The 17257-nt window shown below is 73.8% G+C and carries 16 protein-coding genes; 10 read left to right on the plus strand and 6 right to left on the minus strand.

Annotated features, from left to right (window positions below; genetic code table 11):
* The first annotated feature begins 75 nt into the window (after window positions 1-75).
* Entirely contained in the window at window positions 76-1209 is a 1134-nt protein-coding gene (locus tag FXF52_RS21550) for a SigB/SigF/SigG family RNA polymerase sigma factor (protein ID WP_148799349.1), read from the plus strand.
* A gap of 62 nt (window positions 1210-1271) precedes the next feature.
* On the opposite strand, the gene ctaD is transcribed toward FXF52_RS21550, so the two are convergent.
* From ctaD to FXF52_RS21575, 5 genes are all read right to left on the minus strand, one after another.
* Entirely contained in the window at window positions 1272-3275 is a 2004-nt protein-coding gene (ctaD, locus tag FXF52_RS21555) for a cytochrome c oxidase subunit I (protein ID WP_148799351.1), read from the minus strand.
* An 88-nt stretch (window positions 3276-3363) separates the two neighbouring features.
* Window positions 3364-4095 (minus strand): ATP-binding protein, encoded by a 732-nt coding sequence (locus tag FXF52_RS21560; protein WP_148799352.1) that lies wholly within the window; start codon window positions 4093-4095, stop codon window positions 3364-3366.
* A gap of 87 nt (window positions 4096-4182) precedes the next feature.
* Entirely contained in the window at window positions 4183-4650 is a 468-nt protein-coding gene (locus FXF52_RS21565) for a DUF4383 domain-containing protein (protein ID WP_148799354.1), read from the minus strand.
* Between the two features lie 78 nt (window positions 4651-4728).
* Entirely contained in the window at window positions 4729-5883 is a 1155-nt protein-coding gene (locus FXF52_RS21570; RefSeq protein WP_148799356.1) for a glycosyltransferase, read from the minus strand.
* A 64-nt stretch (window positions 5884-5947) separates the two neighbouring features.
* Window positions 5948-6928, minus strand: a complete 981-nt coding sequence (locus FXF52_RS21575; protein ID WP_255472199.1) for a glucosyl-3-phosphoglycerate synthase — start codon at window positions 6926-6928, stop codon at window positions 5948-5950.
* Window positions 6929-7152: 224 nt separating this feature from the next.
* Between FXF52_RS21575 and FXF52_RS21580 the strand changes: the two genes are divergently transcribed.
* The 6 genes from FXF52_RS21580 (at window position 7153) to FXF52_RS21605 (ending at window position 14170) form a co-directional block, all read left to right on the plus strand.
* On the plus strand, window positions 7153-8196 hold the full coding sequence (locus tag FXF52_RS21580; protein ID WP_148799360.1) for a Gfo/Idh/MocA family protein: 1044 nt from the start codon (window positions 7153-7155) through the stop codon (window positions 8194-8196).
* Window positions 8189-9277, plus strand: coding sequence for a zinc-binding alcohol dehydrogenase (locus tag FXF52_RS21585; RefSeq protein WP_148799362.1), 1089 nt, complete (start codon window positions 8189-8191; stop codon window positions 9275-9277). The genes FXF52_RS21580 and FXF52_RS21585 overlap by 8 nt, the downstream gene beginning before the upstream one ends.
* 198 nt (window positions 9278-9475) lie before the next feature.
* Window positions 9476-11770, plus strand: a complete 2295-nt coding sequence (secA2, locus tag FXF52_RS21590) for an accessory Sec system translocase SecA2 (protein WP_148799364.1) — start codon at window positions 9476-9478, stop codon at window positions 11768-11770.
* 187 nt (window positions 11771-11957) lie between these two features.
* A complete protein-coding gene (locus tag FXF52_RS21595) occupies window positions 11958-12698 on the plus strand; it encodes a GAF and ANTAR domain-containing protein (protein WP_148799366.1) in 741 nt (246 codons plus the stop codon).
* 76 nt (window positions 12699-12774) lie between these two features.
* Window positions 12775-13278, plus strand: a complete 504-nt coding sequence (locus FXF52_RS21600; RefSeq protein WP_148799368.1) for a DUF2231 domain-containing protein — start codon at window positions 12775-12777, stop codon at window positions 13276-13278.
* Window positions 13279-13414: 136 nt separating this feature from the next.
* Entirely contained in the window at window positions 13415-14170 is a 756-nt protein-coding gene (locus FXF52_RS21605; RefSeq protein WP_148799370.1) for a class I SAM-dependent methyltransferase, read from the plus strand.
* Window positions 14171-14287: 117 nt separating this feature from the next.
* Here the strand turns inward: FXF52_RS21605 and FXF52_RS21610 are convergent, their stop codons facing one another.
* Complete coding sequence (locus FXF52_RS21610; protein WP_187413615.1) at window positions 14288-15235, minus strand: DUF3500 domain-containing protein; 948 nt, start codon at window positions 15233-15235, stop codon at window positions 14288-14290.
* Window positions 15236-15483: 248 nt separating this feature from the next.
* Between FXF52_RS21610 and FXF52_RS21615 the strand changes: the two genes are divergently transcribed.
* From FXF52_RS21615 to FXF52_RS21625, 3 genes are all read left to right on the plus strand, one after another.
* The gene (locus tag FXF52_RS21615; protein WP_148799372.1) at window positions 15484-15861 is read left to right on the plus strand and encodes a signal peptidase I; all 378 of its coding nucleotides are present in this window, start codon (window positions 15484-15486) and stop codon (window positions 15859-15861) included.
* A gap of 118 nt (window positions 15862-15979) precedes the next feature.
* Entirely contained in the window at window positions 15980-16432 is a 453-nt protein-coding gene (locus tag FXF52_RS21620; protein WP_148799385.1) for a cysteine dioxygenase family protein, read from the plus strand.
* Window positions 16433-16488: 56 nt separating this feature from the next.
* Complete coding sequence (locus FXF52_RS21625; RefSeq protein WP_148799374.1) at window positions 16489-16980, plus strand: rhodanese-like domain-containing protein; 492 nt, start codon at window positions 16489-16491, stop codon at window positions 16978-16980.
* The last annotated feature ends 277 nt before the right edge of the window (window positions 16981-17257 follow it).

Consider the following 17257-nt stretch of genomic DNA (forward strand, 5'->3'; position numbering starts at 1 on the left):
GCCCGGTGCGTGGCCCGACCACGCGCACGACCGGTCTTCCAATCCGGGCGGGGGACCTTCCTGAGGGAGGCGCGGATGTTCGGACAGACCACCACAACCACACCACCACCCACCGAGCGGGGCCTGGAGGACCTCGACGCGGCGGCCCTGGCGTACGCGGCGCGGATCCAGGGGCTGCCGCCGGAGCGGCGGCAGGAGGCGCGCGACGATCTCGTCCGGTTCGCGCTGCCCTTCGCCGGCCGGCTGGCCCGCCGGTACCGGGGCCGCGGGGAACCGCTGGAGGACCTGGAGCAGGTGGCCCGCCTCGGCCTGGTGAACGCGGTCGACCGGTACGACCCGGAACGGGGCTCCTTCACCGCGTACGCGGCGATCACCATCGTCGGGGAGATCAAACGGCACTTCCGGGACCGCACGTGGGGGGTGCACGTGCCGCGCCGGCTGCGTGACCTGATCCTGGAGGTGGGGCAGGCGACCGCGGCGCTGACCAGCGAGCTGTCCCGGGCGCCGACGGTGGCCGAACTGGCCGAGCGGCTGGAGACGCCGGAGGAGGAGATCCTCGCCGCGCTGGAGTCGGCCGCCGGCTACAGTCCGGCCTCGCTCAACGCGCCGGTCGGCGGGGAGAGCTCCGCCGAGTTCGGCGACCTGGTGGGCGAGTCGGACAACGCGCTGGAGTCGGTCGACGACCGGGTCACCGTCAGCGGCCTGCTGCACCGGCTGCCCTGGCGGGAGCGGCGGATCCTCGCCATGCGCTTCTACGGCAACCAGACCCAGGCGGAGATCGCGGCCCGGTTCGGCATCTCCCAGATGCACGTCTCCCGGCTGCTCTCCCGGGCGCTGACCTGGTTGCGGCAGGCGATGCTCGCCGACGCCCCGCCGCCGTGGCAGAACGGCACGGCCGAGTCCGAGCCGGCGAAGGCGAAGATCTCCGTCAAGCAGAACGGGGACCGGGTGGTCGTCGAGGTCGGCGGGGAGGTCGACCGGGACGGTGCGGATCAGCTGCGCAAGGCGATGCTGGAGGCGGTGACCGGGCAGCCCCGGGAGGTGGTGGTCGACCTGGTCGGCGCGGGCGGCTTCGACGCCGGGGGCATCGCCGCGCTCATGGCCGGCCGGGACGCGGCGGCCCGGACCGGGGTGCCGCTGCGGCTGACCCGGGTGCAGCCCGCGGTACGCCGCTCGCTCGCCGCGGCCGGCCTGCCGGCCGGCGACTGACCCCGTACCCGAGGAAGGGCCGGCGCCCCCGTGGCGCCGGCCCTCTCGCGGTTAACCACGGGTCAGTACTCCGGGGTGTCCCCACGTCCACGCGGGTGGCGCCACTCCTCGTTCTCCACCGGGGTCCGCTCCGCGCCGAGGATGGTCTCCTCGGGCTCGTCGGTCTCCTCGAAGCTGGGCCGCAGGATCTCCTCCGGCTCCGGCACGTCGACCGGCCGGGCACCCGACTGCGGCGCGGGGTGGTAGGCGACCGCCTCCCGGGCGCCGTGCGCGCCCTCGGCGGCCGGCGTCTCAGGGAAGTGCCGCTCGCGGTGCAGTTCCTGGGCGAGGTGCTGCGGCGGCTTCGTGGTGCGCTGCGGCAGGTCGCTGCCGAGGCTGGCGACCAGCCGGCCGTACTTGAGGTCGAAGGCGGGCCGCTCGGAGCGGATCCGGGGCATCCGGTCGAAGTTGCGTAGCGGGGGCGGGCAGGTGGTGGCCCACTCCAGGGAGTTGCCGTAGCCCCAGGGATCGTCGACGGTGACCCGTGCGCCGTACCGCCAGGACTTCCAGACGTTGTAGATGAAGAACAGCGTGGACGCGCCGAGGACGAACGACCCGATGCTGGAGACCGTGTTCAGGATGGTGAAGCCGTCGCTGGGCAGGTAGTCGACGTAGCGGCGCGGCATGCCCTCGTTGCCCAGCCAGTGCTGGACCAGGAAGGTCGTGTGGAAGCCGAGGAACATCGTCCAGAAGTGGGCCTTGCCCAGGCGCTCGTCGAGCAGCCGCCCGGTCATCTTCGGGAACCAGAAGTAGATCCCGCCGAAGAACGCGAAGACCACGGTGCCGAAGAGGACGTAGTGGAAGTGGGCGACCACGAAGTAGGTGTCGGTGGTGTGGAAGTCCACCGGCGGGCTGGCCAGCAGCACCCCGGTCAGCCCGCCGAGGAGGAACGTGACCAGGAAGCCGATGGCGAAGAGCATCGGCGTCTCGAAGGTGAGCTGGCCCTTCCACATCGTGCCGATCCAGTTGAAGAACTTCACTCCGGTCGGCACCGCGATGAGATAGCTCAGGATGCTGAAGAACGGCAGCAGCACCTGCCCGGTGCCGAACATGTGGTGCGCCCAGACGCTCATCGACAGCACGGTGATCGAGATGGTGGCGAGCACCAGACCGGTGTAGCCGAAGATCGGCTTGCGGGCGAAGACCGGGATGATCTCGGTGATGATCCCGAAGAACGGCAGCGCGATGATGTAGACCTCGGGATGTCCGAAGAACCAGAAGAGGTGCTGCCACAGCATGGGCCCGCCGGTGGCCGCGTCGTAGACGTGCGAGTGCAGGAGCCGGTCCGCGGCGAGCGCCAGCAGCGCGGCCGCCAGCAGCGGGAACACGAAGATGATCAGGACGCTGGTGAGCAGGATGTTCCAGGTGAAGATCGGCATCCGGAACATGGTCATCCCGGGGGCGCGCAGGGTGACGATGGTGGCGATCAGGTTGACGGCGGTGAGGATGGTGCCCAGGCCGCTGATGACCAGCCCGACCACCACCATGTTGGGCCCGACGCCGGGGGAGTGCTGGGCGGTGCTCAACGGGGTGTACGCGAACCACCCGAAGTCGGCTGACCCGCCGGGCGTGAGGAAGCTGCCGTACAGCATCAGGCCGCCGAAGAGGAACAGCCAGTAACCGAAGGCGTTCAGCCGGGGGAACGCGACGTCCGGAGCGCCGACCTGGATCGGGACGAGGAAGTTCGCCATCCCCAACGCCGCGGGCGTGGCGAAGAGCAGCAGCATCGCGAAACCGTGGGTGGTGAAGAGCTGGTTGTACTGCTCCGGGGAGAGGAACTGCAGCCCCGGTCGGGCCAGTTCGGCCCGGATCAGCATCGCCTCGATCCCGGCGATCAGGAAGAAGCCGAAGGACGTGGTCAGATACATCAGGCCGATCAGCTTGTGGTCCGTGGTGCGCAGCAGCCGCCACAGGGAGTTGCCCGGGACCGCCACCCGGACCGGACCGGGATAACCGCCGAACTCGGCCGGCGCGAGGATCGCCGGCCCGCGGTCTCGTGGCGGCTCGGTGACTACCTGCTTCGGCATGGCTCTCACCTCGTCATGCGACGGCGGAACAGCCGGGCACGGTTACCCGACCTCCGCTCATCAAACCAGGCGAGAGGGGTAATTCAGGTCAATTCGCTGGCAGCATGGCCCAGACCACCTTCCCGGCGCCCGCCGGGACGCTGCCCCACCGCTGGGTCAGCTCGCGGACCAGCATCAGCCCGCGGCCACCCTCGGCGCGCGGGTCCCGGGCGGTCACCGCCCGCGCCTCGGCCGGGCTGCCGTCCAGCACGGCCACCCCCAGGTACGGCCGGTGCAGGGTCAGCGTCACCTGCATCGGCGTGCCCGCGTGCCGGATCACGTTGCCGACCAGCTCGGTGAGCACCAGCGCCGCCGGCCCGGCCAGTTCCGGGATGTTCCACCGCCGGCAGGCGTCGGTGACCAGCTCCCGGGCCCGCCGGCACGCCCCGGCGACCGGCTCCAGCCGCTCCCGCAGCCGGGGGGAGGCCACCGCGCCGGCCAGGGCGGCCGCCTCGGCACAGTTCCGGCGTACCGGGAGCTCCCGGCCCGCGGCCGTCTCGCTGAGCCAGCTCGCCGCCGCCGGTGGTGGGGCGCACAGCACCAGCGGCACGGCGGGCCAGTCGGCGGCTCGTCGGGCGGCCGCCGCGAAGACCGACAGCGCCAGCCGGTCCGCGACGGCCAGCCGCCCCAGGTCGACCACGAGCGCGTCGGGCTGGGTGGCGAGGCACCGCTCCAGCACCGTGTGCACCGACCGCATCGTGCCCACGTCGAGCTCGCCGGCGAGCCGTACGACGGTGACCGGCGACTCGTCGCGCACCTCGCAGCTGATCCGGGTCGACATCAGGCCCTCGTTTCCGTGTCGTCGCGGATCTGCGAACTACCCGCGACCAGGGCGGGTGAAACCGGACCAGACGCCCATCCCGCCTGCTCAGCGACGAGCGACGCTCCGGGTGGTGGCCAGCCCGAGGGCGATCATCCCGATGCCCAGCGCGAGGTGCAGCCAGTTGTCGGGGCCGTTGACCGGGATGAAGTTCGCGGGACCCGTGCGGTGGTAGACCATCAGGCCGTAGAGCCAGAGCACCAGGTAGACCGCCCCGCCACCGACCAGGAACGTCCGGGCCCCGGGGGCCGTCCGGGACAGCGCCAGGCCGGCCACTCCGAAGGCCAGGTGCACGAGGTTGTGCAGCACCGAGACCTGGAACACGCCGAACAGCTTCGCCATCGACTCGTGCCCGACGAAGGAGAGGGCGCCGAAGTTGGTGGTGATCCCCGGGAGGAAGCCGAGCACCCCGACGATCAGGAAGATCACCCCGATGGTCGCGGCGGCCCGACTTGCCGGGGCGCGGCCGTCGGCCGGGTTCCGTCGGGCGCGCGCGTGGGCCATCGAGTTCGTCATGCCGGCCTCCTGAGCGGACAGGGACCGGACAGCTTCCCCGCGAGCCGCGGCGGCAAACGGCCCCGGTGGCAGCGCGCCTCAGGCGAGCTGGAGCGTGGGGGCGGCGGGCTGACGAACCTGCTCGTACAGGCCCACGTACCGCTCGGCCATCACCCTCGGGGTGAACCGGGCGGCCGCCTCGCGCCGGCACTCGTCCGCCTCCAGCAGCCCGGCGGCCATGACCAGGTCGCCCAGCTCCTCCTCGTCCGTGGTGAGCAGACCGGTACGGCCGTGCTCGACCAGCTCGGGCAGGCAGCCGCGGGCGACGGCCACCACGGGGGTGCCCAGGGCGAGCGACTCCACCACCGCCGTGCCGCCGGGCTCCTCCCAGCGCAACGGGAAGAGCGCGGCCCGCGCGCCGGCGAGCAGGTCGTCCCGCTCCTGGCCGGCCACCGTGCCCACCCAGCGCACCAGGTCGCCGTCCACGTAGGGGGCGACGTGGTCGTAGAAGAAGCGCACGTCCGGGTTCTGCCGGGCCTCGTCGCCCGCCGCGGCCAGGTCCGCCGGCCGGTGGTACGGCCCGACCGGGCCGGCGAGCACCAGCGGGAAACCCACCTGCCGGGCCAGCCGGGCGCCCAGGTCCTGCCCCTTGCCCGGGTTGATCCGGCCCAGCACGATCACGTAGTCGCCCTTCTCCGCCGGCGGACGGCGCTCCGCGCCGACCGCCAGCGGGGTGGACAGGTGCACGTGCCCGACCGAGTGGTCTTGCAGGGCGCGGGGCGCGCGGGCCAGCTGCGCCGCGGAGACCCCGTTCACCCGGACCCGGTCGCCGCCGTCGAGGTTGCCGTACAGCTCGGGATGCTTGGCCAGGTCCCAGTGCAGGGTGTGCAGCACCGGCGGGGCGTCCGGACCCATCGCGGCCAGCGTGGCCAGCCCGACCGCCTCCACGTGGTCGTGCACCAGGTCGATGTCGTCGCGGGTGTGCAGCGCGCGCACCACGCCGTTGAGGTGCGCCTGCGAGATGCCGCAGACCTGGTTGTAGGGGCGTTGCAGGGCGTGGAACTGCCCGTCCGGGAAGACCGAGATCTTCTCGTCGACGGCCAGCGTGCTGGTCTCCACCGAAGCGAGCACCACCCGTACGCCGAGTTTGCGCAGCTCCGGCACCAGGGTGGCGACCACGTTCTCGATCCCGCCGTAGCCGGGCGGCGGCACGGACAACCAGGGACCCGCGTTCATCAGGACCGTGAGGCTCATCGTGCGCTGTCCCTTCCGTCGGCGATGCCAGGCTGCTCATCGGGGTGGTCCACGCGCGGCTCACTCACGCCGCTACCCGGCGTCGGGGCACCCGGTGGCGTAGCTGGGCCAGCGGCGGGCGCTCCTCGATCGAGACGTCGCTGACCACGATCTCCCGGTCCAGGTTCGGCAGCGCCTCCGAGCCGCCCCGCCGGAACTGGGTCAGCAGGGCGGTCGGGACGGCGTCCGGGCTCGCCCAGCCCCGCCGCTGCAACCGGGACCACACGGTGAGGATGATCTGGGCGGACATCCGGCCGAGCGCGGCCGCGTCCTGGTGGCGGTGCTTGCGCTCGCCGAGGTCCACCTGGGCCAGGGCGTCCAGCCCGACCAGTTCCAGCAGGTCGATGAGCATGGCCGTCTCCACGCCGTACCCGGAGACGAACGGCACCCGCTCCAGCACCACCCGGCGGCCGGCGTACTCGCCGGCCAGCGGTTGCACGAACCCGGCCAGCTCGGGCCAGAAGAGATTCAGCAGCGGGCGGGCCGCCAGTTCGGTGACCCGCCCGCCACCGTCCGGCTCCACGCTGGTCGCCCCCACCAGGGGCCGGTGGTAGAAGCCCTTGACGAAGTCGACCGACGGGTCGGTCAGCAGCGGGCCGATCAGCCCGGTGACGAAGTGCGGACGGAACTCGTGCAGGTCGGCGTCGACGAACGCGACCACGTCCCCCTCGGCCGCCGCCAGCCCGGCCCAGAGCGCGTCGCCCTTGCCGGAGAGCCGGGGCAACCCGCGGGTCATCGCGTCCTGGCTGACCACCTCGGCGCCGGCCGCGCGAGCCACCTGCGCGGTCCGGTCGGTGGACCGGGAGTCCACCACGATCAGCTCGTCCACCAGCGGCACCCGGTCCATCAGGTGCTCGCGGATCGTCGACACGATGGCGCCGACGGTGGCCTCCTCGTTGCGCGCCGGCAGCACCACGCTGACCCGGCTGTCACCCTTCGCCCGCAGCAGCCGGCGCGCCGGCCAGTCGCCGGCCGTCGTGGTGCGGTACGTGGCCCAGGCCTCCACCACCGGTGAGACGATCGCTTCTGTATCCCGCACTGGCACCCCCAGTTCGTGGCGGAAACGCGGGTTAGGTTTTCCCAGTAGGCGCCCCGCGCTAACCGGATCATGCCGAACAGCGTGATCACCCGCCGCGCGCCGCCCGGTTCCCGGCCGGTGAACGTTTGATTGCACGCCCACCAGGGGAGAGCTGTCGACAGCTTCGTGAGTTGCGGCGGGAGGGACGACGGATGCGCACGTGCCGGGTGGGACTGATCGGGGCGGGTGGAGTGGCGCAGCGGCATGCCCGCGTGCTGACCGGCTTCGAGGACGTGGAACTGGTCGGGGTGACCGATGTCGCCCGGGACGCGGCGGAGGCCCTGGCCGGGACGTACGGCGGGCGCTCGTTCGCCGACGTGACCGAGCTGCTCGCCGCCGGCCCGGACGCCGTCTACGTCTGCGTGCCCCCGTTCGCGCACGGCCCGGTGGAGGAGGCGGTGATCGACGCCGGCGTGCCGATGTTCGTGGAGAAGCCGGTGGCGGTGGACCTGGACACCGCGGAACGGATCGCCGCCCTGGTCGAGCGGCGGGGGCTGCTCACCGCGGTGGGCCACCACTGGCGTTACCTGCACGTGGTGGACGAGGCCCGGCAGCTGCTCGCCGACCGGCCGGCGCGGATGGTCAACGCGGCCTGGCTAGACAAGGTTCCGCCGGTGGCCTGGTGGGCCCGGTGCGACCGCTCCGGCGGCCCGGTCGTCGAGCAGGCCGCCCACGTGCTCGACCTGGTGCGGCTGCTGGTCGGGGAGGCGTCCGAGGTGACCGCGTACGGCGACGGGACCCCGCCGCCGGTGGAGGGCGCCGACATCGACTCGGTCACCGCAGCGACCCTGCGCTTCACCTCCGGCGCGGTGGGCACCCTCGCCGCGGCCTGCGTGCTCGGCTGGAAGCACCGGGCCGGCGTGGAGATCCTCGCCGACGGGCTGGCAATGTCGCTGGCCGAGGATGGCCTGCTGATCTGCGACGGCGAGGGGGAGCGGCACCTGCCCGCCGACCCGGACGGCGCCCGGGTGGCCGTCGACCGGGCCTTCGTCGACGCGGTCCGGGGGGTCGGCGACGACATCCGGGTCCCGTACGCCGAGGCGCTGCGCACCCAGCGGCTCGCCCTCGCGGTGGCCGAGTCGGCGCGGACCGGGCGCAGCGTGGCCCTGCCCACCGGGCCGGCCGCACGCCCCACCACCCCGGTCACCGACACCGTGCCGGCCGAGGCGGAACGGGAGGTGACCGTCGATGCGTGACCGGGTGGTGGTGGTCAACGGACCGGGCGCGGTGGAGTTGGTCGAGCAGGACCCGGCCGAGCTGCGCGAGGGCACCTTTCGGATGGCGACGGTCTACAGCGGCGTCTCCGCCGGCACCGAGCTGAGCTACGTCAAGGGCACCAACCCCTACCTCAACGTCACCTGGAACAGCGATCTCGGGCTGTTCCAGCCCGGCGCGGCGAGCACCCCGTACCCGGTGACCCGGCTCGGCTACATGCAGGTCGGCCGGGTGGTGGAGAGCCGCACCCCGGCCGTCCGGGTGGGCACCGTGGGCGCGATGACCTACGGCCACCGCACCGGGTACGTCGCCGACCCGCTCGCCGAGCGCTTCGTCCCGCTCCCCGACGACCTCGACCCGCTGCTCGGCGTCTACGTCGCGCACATGGGACCGATCTGCGCCAACGGTCTGCTGCACGCCGCCGCCGACCTGTGCGGCACCGACGTGCGCTCGCTCGGCGACGGGGTCCGCGGCCGCCGGGTGGCGGTGGTCGGCAGCGGGGTGGTCGCCCTGCTCACCGCGCTGTTCGCCCGGCGGCACGGTGCCGCCTCCGTGGTGGTCCTCGACCCGACCCCGGCCCGGCGGGAGGTGGCCGAGGCGCTGGGCCTGGAGACCCTGGACCCGGAGGCGGACGACCCGGCCGTGGTGCTGAAGACCCGGTGGAACCACGCCGCCGGCGACCGGGGCGCCGACGTCGTGTTCCAGTGCCGGGGTCAGGCGTGGGCGCTGCACCTCGCGCTGCGCCTGCTGCGCCCCCAGGGCACCGTCATCGACCTCGCGTTCTACCAGGCCGGCGCGGACGAGGTCCGGCTCGGCGAGGAGTTCCATCACAACGGGCTGTCGCTGCGCTGCGCCCAGATCGGGCGGGTGCCCCGGGGGCTCGCCCCCGTCTGGGACCGGGAGCGGCTCTCCGCGGAGACCATCGAGCTGCTGCGCCAGTACGGCGACCTGATCCGCAAGCACCTCGTGACGGCGGTGGAGCCGCTGGAGGAGGCGCCGGGGCTGCTGATCGACCTGGCCGAGCGCCGCCGCCAGGAACTCCAGGTGGTGTTCGCCGGCTGACCCGCGGACCGCCCGGGCACCGGCCAGGCCCCCGACGGTCACCGGCTGATCCGCGGACCGACCGGGCGCCCGCCAGGCCCGACGGTCACCGGCCGGAACCGCCCTGAGCTGCCGAAACGGTCAGGAAATCGGACACCGGACAGACCCGGCGCCGGGCGGGGGTCACAATCGGCTCCGATTCGCGTACCGTTGCCGCTCATGGGTGTGTCGCAACGGTTGAAGAGCAGGTTCCGGCGGTTCCTCCAGCGCCCGGGGACGACGGTGGAGCTCGCCCCGCTGGAGAAGCTGCTGCCGGCCATCGAGGCCCGCGAGGCGGAGCTGGAGAAGCTCTCCGACGCCGAGCTGACCGAGGCCGCCGGCCAGGCCGAGGGGTACGAGGAGCTCTGCGCGATCGGCCGTGAGGCGGCCCGCCGCGGCCTCGACCAGCGGCCGTACGACGTCCAGCTGCTCGGCGCGATGGCCCTGCTCGCCGGCAAGGTGGCCGAGATGGCGACCGGTGAGGGCAAGACGCTCACCGCGACCATCGCCGCGTACGGCCACGTCCGGATGGGCAACGGCCCGGTCCACGTGCTCACCGTCAACGACTACCTGGCCCGCCGCGACGCCGAGTGGATGGCGCCGGTCTACCGCCTGCTCGGGCTCACCGTCGGCTGGGTCAACGAGTCCTCCACCCCCGACGAGCGGCGCACCGCGTACGCCTGCGACGTCACCTACGTGTCGGTCAGCGAGGCCGGCTTCGACTTCCTCCGCGACCAGCTCGTCACCGACCTCGCCGACCGGGTCCAGCCGGCGCTGAAGACCGCCATCGTCGACGAGGCCGACTCCATCCTCATCGACGAGGCCCGGGTGCCGATGGTGCTCGCCGGCGCGGTCCCCGGTGAGCAGGACCCGGTGCACGCGGCCGCGGCGCTGGTCCGCGGCCTGCGCAAGGGCAAGCACTACACGATCGCCGAGGACGGCCGCAGCGTCGCCTTCACCTCGGCCGGCCTGGCCACGATCGAGGCCAAGCTCGGCGGCATCGACCTGTACGACGAGGAGCACGTCGGGCAGCTCTCCGCGGTCAACGTGGCGCTGCACGCGCACGCCCTGCTGCACCGCGACGTGGACTACATCGTCCGGGACGGCTCGGTCGAGCTGATCGACGAGATGCGTGGCCGGGTGGCCCAGCGCCGCCGCTGGCCGGACGGGCTGCAGGCGGCGGTCGAGGCGAAGGAGGGCCTGGACGCCACCGCCGAGGGTGAGGTGCTCGGCACCATCGCCGTGCAGGCGTTCATCGCGCTCTACCCGAAGGTCTGCGGGATGACCGCGACGGCGGTGCTCGTCGGCGACCAGCTCCGCGAGTTCTTCGACCTGGAGGTGGCGGTGATCCCGCCGAACACCCCCTGCATCCGGGAGGACGAGCCGGACCGGATCTACGCCACCCGGGCCGAGAAGGAGGAGGCGCTGATCGACGAGATCAAGCGCTGCCACGAGGCGGGCCGCCCGGTGCTGGTCGGCACCTTGGACGTCAAGGAGTCCGAGGGGCTGGCGGCCGGGCTGCACGCGGCCGGGGTGCCCTGCGTGGTCCTCAACGCCAAGAACGACGACGAGGAGGCGGCGATCATCGCCGAGGCCGGCGCGTACGGCGCGGTGACCGTCTCCACCCAGATGGCCGGCCGTGGCGTCGACATCCGCCTCGGCGGCAGCGACCAGGCCGACCGGGAGCGGGTGGCCGACCTGGGCGGCCTCTACGTGATCGGCAGCGGCCGGCACGACAGCCGCCGGGTCGACGACCAGCTCCGCGGCCGGGCCGGCCGGCAGGGCGACCCGGGCGGGTCGGTCTTCTTCGTCAGCCTGGAGGACGACCTGGTCGTCCGGCATGCCGGCGACACCGTCCCGCCGTCGCCCCGGATGAACGCCGACGGCCTGGTCACCGACCCGCAGGTCGACTACGCGGTGGAGCACGCCCAGCGGGTCGCCGAGGGCGTCAACCACGAGATCCACCGCAACACCTGGCGCTACAGCGTGGTGATCGAGCAGCAGCGCAAGGCCCTCGCCGAGCGGCGGGAGCGGCTGCTGACCAGCGACATCGCCGCGCTGATGCTGCTGGAGCGGGTGCCGGAGAAGGCCGGCGAGATGGACGAGGACCTGCTCGCCGAGGTGGCCCGCAAGATCGCCCTCTACCACCTGGACCGGCTCTGGGCCGAGCACCTGGCCGAGCTCTCCGAGGTCCGCGAGGGCGTGCACCTGCGCGCGCTGGGCCGGCTCGACCCGCTGGACGAGTTCCACCGCAGCGCCGTCCCGGCGTTCAACGCGCTCGTCCCGGAGATCGAGACGCGGACCATCGCCACCTTCGAGGAGACCGAGTTCGCCGAGGGGTGGGAGCCGGACGCCGCGAAGCTGGTCCGGCCGAGCGCCACCTGGACCTACCTGGTGCACGACAACCCGTTCGGGTCGGAGCTGGACCGGCTGATCGCCTCGGTGGGGCGGCGGCTCATCTCCGGGTCCCGCTGACCGTCGACGAAGGGGTCCCCGCCGGCGCGTGGCGCGCCGAAAGGGACCCCTTTGCACTGTTTCGAACCGGGTTTGCGAGGGTAGTAGGCCGGGGCTTCGAGTCAGGGAGAGAGCGGATGCGACAGGCAATGGCGCCGAACGGGGACACCGCGTGGTCGGAGGCGGAGGCGGCGGGGGCCGTGGCCCGGTGAACCTCGACACGCGGGAACCCATGATCGACACGCTCAACGTGCTGGAGACCGCCGCCCTGCTGCGCGAGTTGACCGCCGGCCTGATCGCCGTCGCCGACTTCGACGAGGCGCTGGCCCGGCTGGTCCGGGTCGCCCGGGACGCCGTACCCGGGGTGGACTGCTGCGGCTTCACCGCGCTGCGCGCCGGCGAGCCCGCCGGCGGGGCCGCCTCCGACGCCGCCCGGGCCGAGCTGGACGACCTGCGGCACGGCCCCGACACGCCGGCGCTGACCGCCATCCGGCGGCGCGAGATGATCACCGCACCGGATCTCGACCGGGAGTCGCGCTGGCCGGCCTGGACCGAGCGGGCGCGCGGGCTGGGCGTACGCGGGGTGATCTCCGCGCCCGTCGACGTGGACGAGCAGGTGATCGGCGCGATCAACCTGTACGCCGAGCCCGCCGACGCGCTAACCCCGCGGCACCAGCTCACCGCGATGCTCCTGGCCGAGCACGCCGGGCTGCTCCTCGCCGCCGTGCGGGACCGGGAGCGGCAGGCCGTTCAGGCCGGCCAGCTCGACTCGGCGCTGCTGGAGGAGGGCGTGATCGGGCAGGCGGTCGGAGTGATCATGACGCAGCGCGGCTGCCCGGCGCCGGAGGCCCTGGCGGTGCTCCGCAGCGCCGCGTCCTCGTTGGACATCCCGCTGCGCGAGGTCGCCGAGCGGCTGGTGTCCACCGTGTCCCGGCCCCGGGAGAGCTGAGCGGCGTTCGTTTCGTCCCGCTGGCGCGGGGGTAGCACCCTGGACTGGTGAGCTGCGCCGACCTGGGGAGGGACCGATGGAGAGCCGACTGCGGGTGCAGGGGCACCCCATCCAACCGATGCTGGTGACGTTCCCGTTCGGACTCTTCGTCAGCGCCGCGGTCCTCGACCTGGCCGACGTCGCCGGCGGCCCGGCCTTCCTCGGCGAGGTCGGCTACTGGACCGCCGTGGCCGCCCTGGTCGCCGCCGCGCTCGCCGCCGTCGCCGGCCTGGTCGACCTGTGGGACGCGCGCGCCGATCGGACCCGGCGTACCGCGGTCACGGTCAACCTGGTCAACGCGGCGATGGCGGCGCTGTTCCTGCTCACCTGCCTGATGCGGGCCGACGCGCCGGAGCGCGGCGCGACCGGCGTCGAGCTGGCCACCGAGTTGCTGGCGCTGGCGGTCGGGTCGGTCGGGGTGTGGCTGGGCGCTCGGCTGGTGCGCCAGTTCGACCGCGGCCGGGCCAGCGAGCAGGCCGGCCTGGAGAGGCTCGCCGACCTCCCCGCATCCACCGTGGAGATCATCCGCCCGCCTGCCTGAGCGGTTGCCGCCCTCCGACAGGGCGGCCGCAACGACCCGGAGGCGGCCGCCGTGGCGCCGGCCGGAGGTCGGTCAGGGCCGCGCCGCAGCCGGAAACCCGTTGCCGTGGCGCGCGCCGCTGGGACAGGCTCACCCGGTGAGCGCGGATGACTTCGAGGAGCTGATCGCCGAGGCCGCCTCGGTGTCGGTCGACGGCTGGGACTTCTCCTGGTTGGCCGGGCGGGCCAGCGAGGAACGCCCGAACTGGGGGTACGCCCGCCTGATCGGCGCGCGGCTGGCGACCGTCGACGCCGCGCTGGACATCGACACCGGCGGGGGCGAGGTGCTGGCCGAGGTGCCCACCCCGCCGCCGCTGCTGGTCGCCACCGAGGCGTGGCCGCCGAACGTCGCGGTCGCCCGCCGTACGCTGCGCGCGGTCGGTGCCACCGTCGTCCAGGTGGCGGAGCGGCCGCCGCTGCCGTTCCGGGACGGCTCCTTCGACCTGGTGGTCAGCCGGCACCCGGTGGACACCTGGTGGGACGAGATCGCCCGGGTGCTGCGCCCCGGCGGCAGCTACCTTTCGCAGCAGATCGGCGCCGGCACGGTGCGGGAGCTGAGCGAGGCGATCCTCGGCCCGCTCCCGCCGCCGACCGCGCGCCACCCGCAGCAGGCGGCCGCCGCCGCCGAGGCCGCCGGGCTGACCGTGGTGGACCTGCGTACGGCCACCCTGCGGATGGTCTTCCACGACATCGGCGCGGTGGTCTACTTCCTGCGCAAGGTGATCTGGACGGTGCCCGGGTTCACCGTCGACCGCTACCGTCCCGAACTCCGGCGCCTGCACGACCGGATCCGCACCGAGGGCCCCTTCGTCGCCCACGCCCGACGCTTCCTCATCGAGGCCCGCCGCCCCTGACCGCCCGACCCGCCCGCCCCCAACCGCGAGGCAGGCGTTGATCACGGGGTTCACGTCGGAGTCGATCTCCAACCGGACGCAAACTCCTTGATCAACCGGGCGGGACCCGGCGGCGGGTCAGTGGGCGGTGGCATGGTGGGCGGCGAGGACGTCGGCGCCGAAGTCGCTGGCCGGGCGGCGCAGCACGGTGTGCGCATGGTTGCCGTCGTCGGTGGTGTTGTCGTACTCGATCAGCAGGTCGTCGCCCTGGATCCGGTAGTAGTGCCGCTGCCCCGGCCGAGTGGGGCCGGCCCAGGCAAAGTGCAGCTCCCCACCGTCGAGCCGGCCCGCCTCCCGGGCCGCCAGCTCCGGCGGCAGCCGGTCCAGGTAGAGCGCGACGAGCTGGTCGAGCAGCGCCCGCCCGGTCGGGGTGAGCCGGTCCCGGGGTAAGCCGAGCGGGTCGAGCCGGTCCGGGGCGCTGGCCCGGGTGGCGCTGATGATGTCGCCCGGCGCCTCGTCGGCGATGATCGCGGCGGCCCGGCCGGCCGGCCCGAGCGCGTCGAGCAGCTCCCGGGCCAGGTCCTCCTCGGGGCCGAGCGGCCGGGAGACCGGACGTCCGGCGTGCCGGACGGTGGCCGGGTTGGCCCCGAGGAAGAGCGGCGCGGGGGAGACCTGGTCGTCGACCACGGTCATGGTCACCGAGAGGTGGTGCCCCTCGAACCGCCACCCCCACCGGTCGTCGTGGGTCGGGTCGCCGAACACGGCCACCCAGTAGTCGCCGCTGTGCCGGCCGCGCCGCCAGCCCTCCGCCCGGTCGAGCACCTCCTCCAGCGCGACGACCGTCATGGCCTGGGCGTACGCGGCCGGGCTGAGCGCGGTGGCGAGCAGCCGGTGGGCGGCCTTGCGCGCCGTGACGTCCAGGTCGGCGAGGCTGACCCCGGGCCGGGGTCGCGGCCGGTACTCCAGCCAGCGCCGGGCGGCCTCGTCGGCGAAATCGTGCCGGGCCCGCTGCCGGGCCGGTTCGTCGAGCGCCGCCAGCCACGCGCCGGCCGCCGCGCGCATCCGCTCGGGTAGGGGATCCTCCACCGCACCTGTATACCGTGTGGCCGACCGCCGCGCCGGGGCCCTGGCGGGTCGGTCAGCTCCGGGCGAGCCGGGCCAGCGCCTCGGGCAGGTCCGCCCGCCGGGGCGGGCCTGGTCAGGGGCGGCGTGGGCGCGTGGTCGGCCAGCCCCAGACGGTCGGCGCCGTCGCCGAGAGGTGTGCGCGGCCTCGGCGGCGGAGGGGCTGCCCGAAGCCGCCTGGTAGCTTGCCGAGCCGGCACGGGAGGGGATGGATGCGCGATCGGGTGTACGTCGGCAACGCGGCGGTGGACGGGGCGGCGGACGCGGGCTGGCTGCTCGGCCACTTCAAGCCGCTCGGGGACGTGCGGCACAGCAGCGAGGTCGAGGTGAAGTGGGGCGTGCACCCGGCCGGCGAGACCCGCGCGGCGTGGGCGACGGGGGAGCGGCGCACCGCCCTGCTGGTGCTGATCAGCGGGGCGTTCCGGATCGAACTGCGGGACCGCACGGTGGTGCTGCGCGAGCCGGGCGACTACGTGGTGTGGGGCCAGGGCGTGGACCACTCCTGGTACGCCGAGCGGGAGTCGGTGGTGCTCACCGTGCGCTGGCCCTCGGTGCCCGGCTACCGGGTGGGCCCACCGGTCCGGCGCTGACCGGACGGGACGCCGGACGCGCTGTCCCAGCATCCGGTATTACCTACTAAACCTATAGGGTTTGCCTTCTATGCTGTCTGGGACCGCGCCGCTCCGTACCCGTGAGGACGAACCGCCGATGGCCCGCCCCGATCCGCCCGACCTGCTCGCCGTCGCCGCCCGCTGGGCCGACCCGACGGGCTGGCCGGTCCCGCCGCACTTCGACCCCGCCCAGCGGTGGTACGCGCGCCTGGCCGCCGACGCCGCGTACGAGGTGTGGGCGCTGAGCTGGCTGCCCGGACAGGGCACCGACCTGCACGACCACGGCGGCTCCGCAGGCGCCTTCCTGGTGCTCGCCGGCACCCTCACCGAGGAGACGGTCAGCGGCGGCCGGCTGCGCCCGCACCGGCTCGCCGCCGGCACGGGCCGCCGCTTCGGCGTCCGCCACGTGCACGTCGTCACCAACCGAGGGGACCGGCCGGCGGTCAGCGTGCACGTCTACCGGCCCGCGCTGCGCCGGATGACCCGCTACCGCCTCGTCGCCGGGCAGCTCCTGGCCGCCGAGGTGGCCGAGGCGGGGGGGGCCTGGTGACCCGGCCGCCCGCCGCATCCGTGACCCCGACCCACGCCGCACGGAAGGACCCGAGGATGTCCCAGCCCCGCACCCGTACCGAGAGCTGTCCGGTCCCACCACCCGGCTCGCGGGGCATCGACGAGATCCTCGCCGCCGCCCGTCGCCGGCTGCGCCGCCTCGACCCCGAGCAGGCCCACCTGGCGTACCGGAAAGGCGCGCTGCTGGTCGACATCCGCCCGGCCGGCCAGCGCGCCGCGCACGGCACCGTGCCGGGCGCCCTCGCCGTGGAGCGCAACGTGCTCGAGTGGCGCTTCGACCCGCGCTGCCCGGCCCGGCTGCCGCAGGCCGTCGACTACGACGTGCCGGTGGTGATCCTCTGCCAGGAGGGCTACACCTCCTCTCTGGCCGCCGCCGCGCTCCAGGACCTCGGCCTGCACCGGGCCACCGACGTGGTCGGCGGGTTCGCCGCCTGGCGCATCGCCGGGCTGCCCACCCTCGGCCCGACCCCGCCGCTCCGCCCCTCGTCCGCCCCGCCCCCGGTCACCACCGGCCGGGCGCCCCGCTGACCGTCCCGCCACACCCCGGCGGGCGCGACCGCCAGCTCAGGAGGCTCACCGACTTGATTAGGAATCATCAGTGATCATAGGTTGACCGTGTGGAACCTCCCCGACTCTCAAATGCCGCGCAGCGTCTCGGTGTATCCCGCTGGCGCTAGGTGTGGGTTGACTCGGGAGAGATTCAGGTGACGTGGATCGGGCGTAAGTGCTGGTTGTCCGGCATCGGTGTTGTCGAGGCGATGGGTCGGTGAGCGGGAAGGTGCCGCTGGGCGAAGGCGAGACGTTC

The sequence above is a fragment of the Micromonospora sp. MP36 genome, from assembly GCF_008119785.1.
Taxonomy (GTDB): domain Bacteria; phylum Actinomycetota; class Actinomycetes; order Mycobacteriales; family Micromonosporaceae; genus Micromonospora.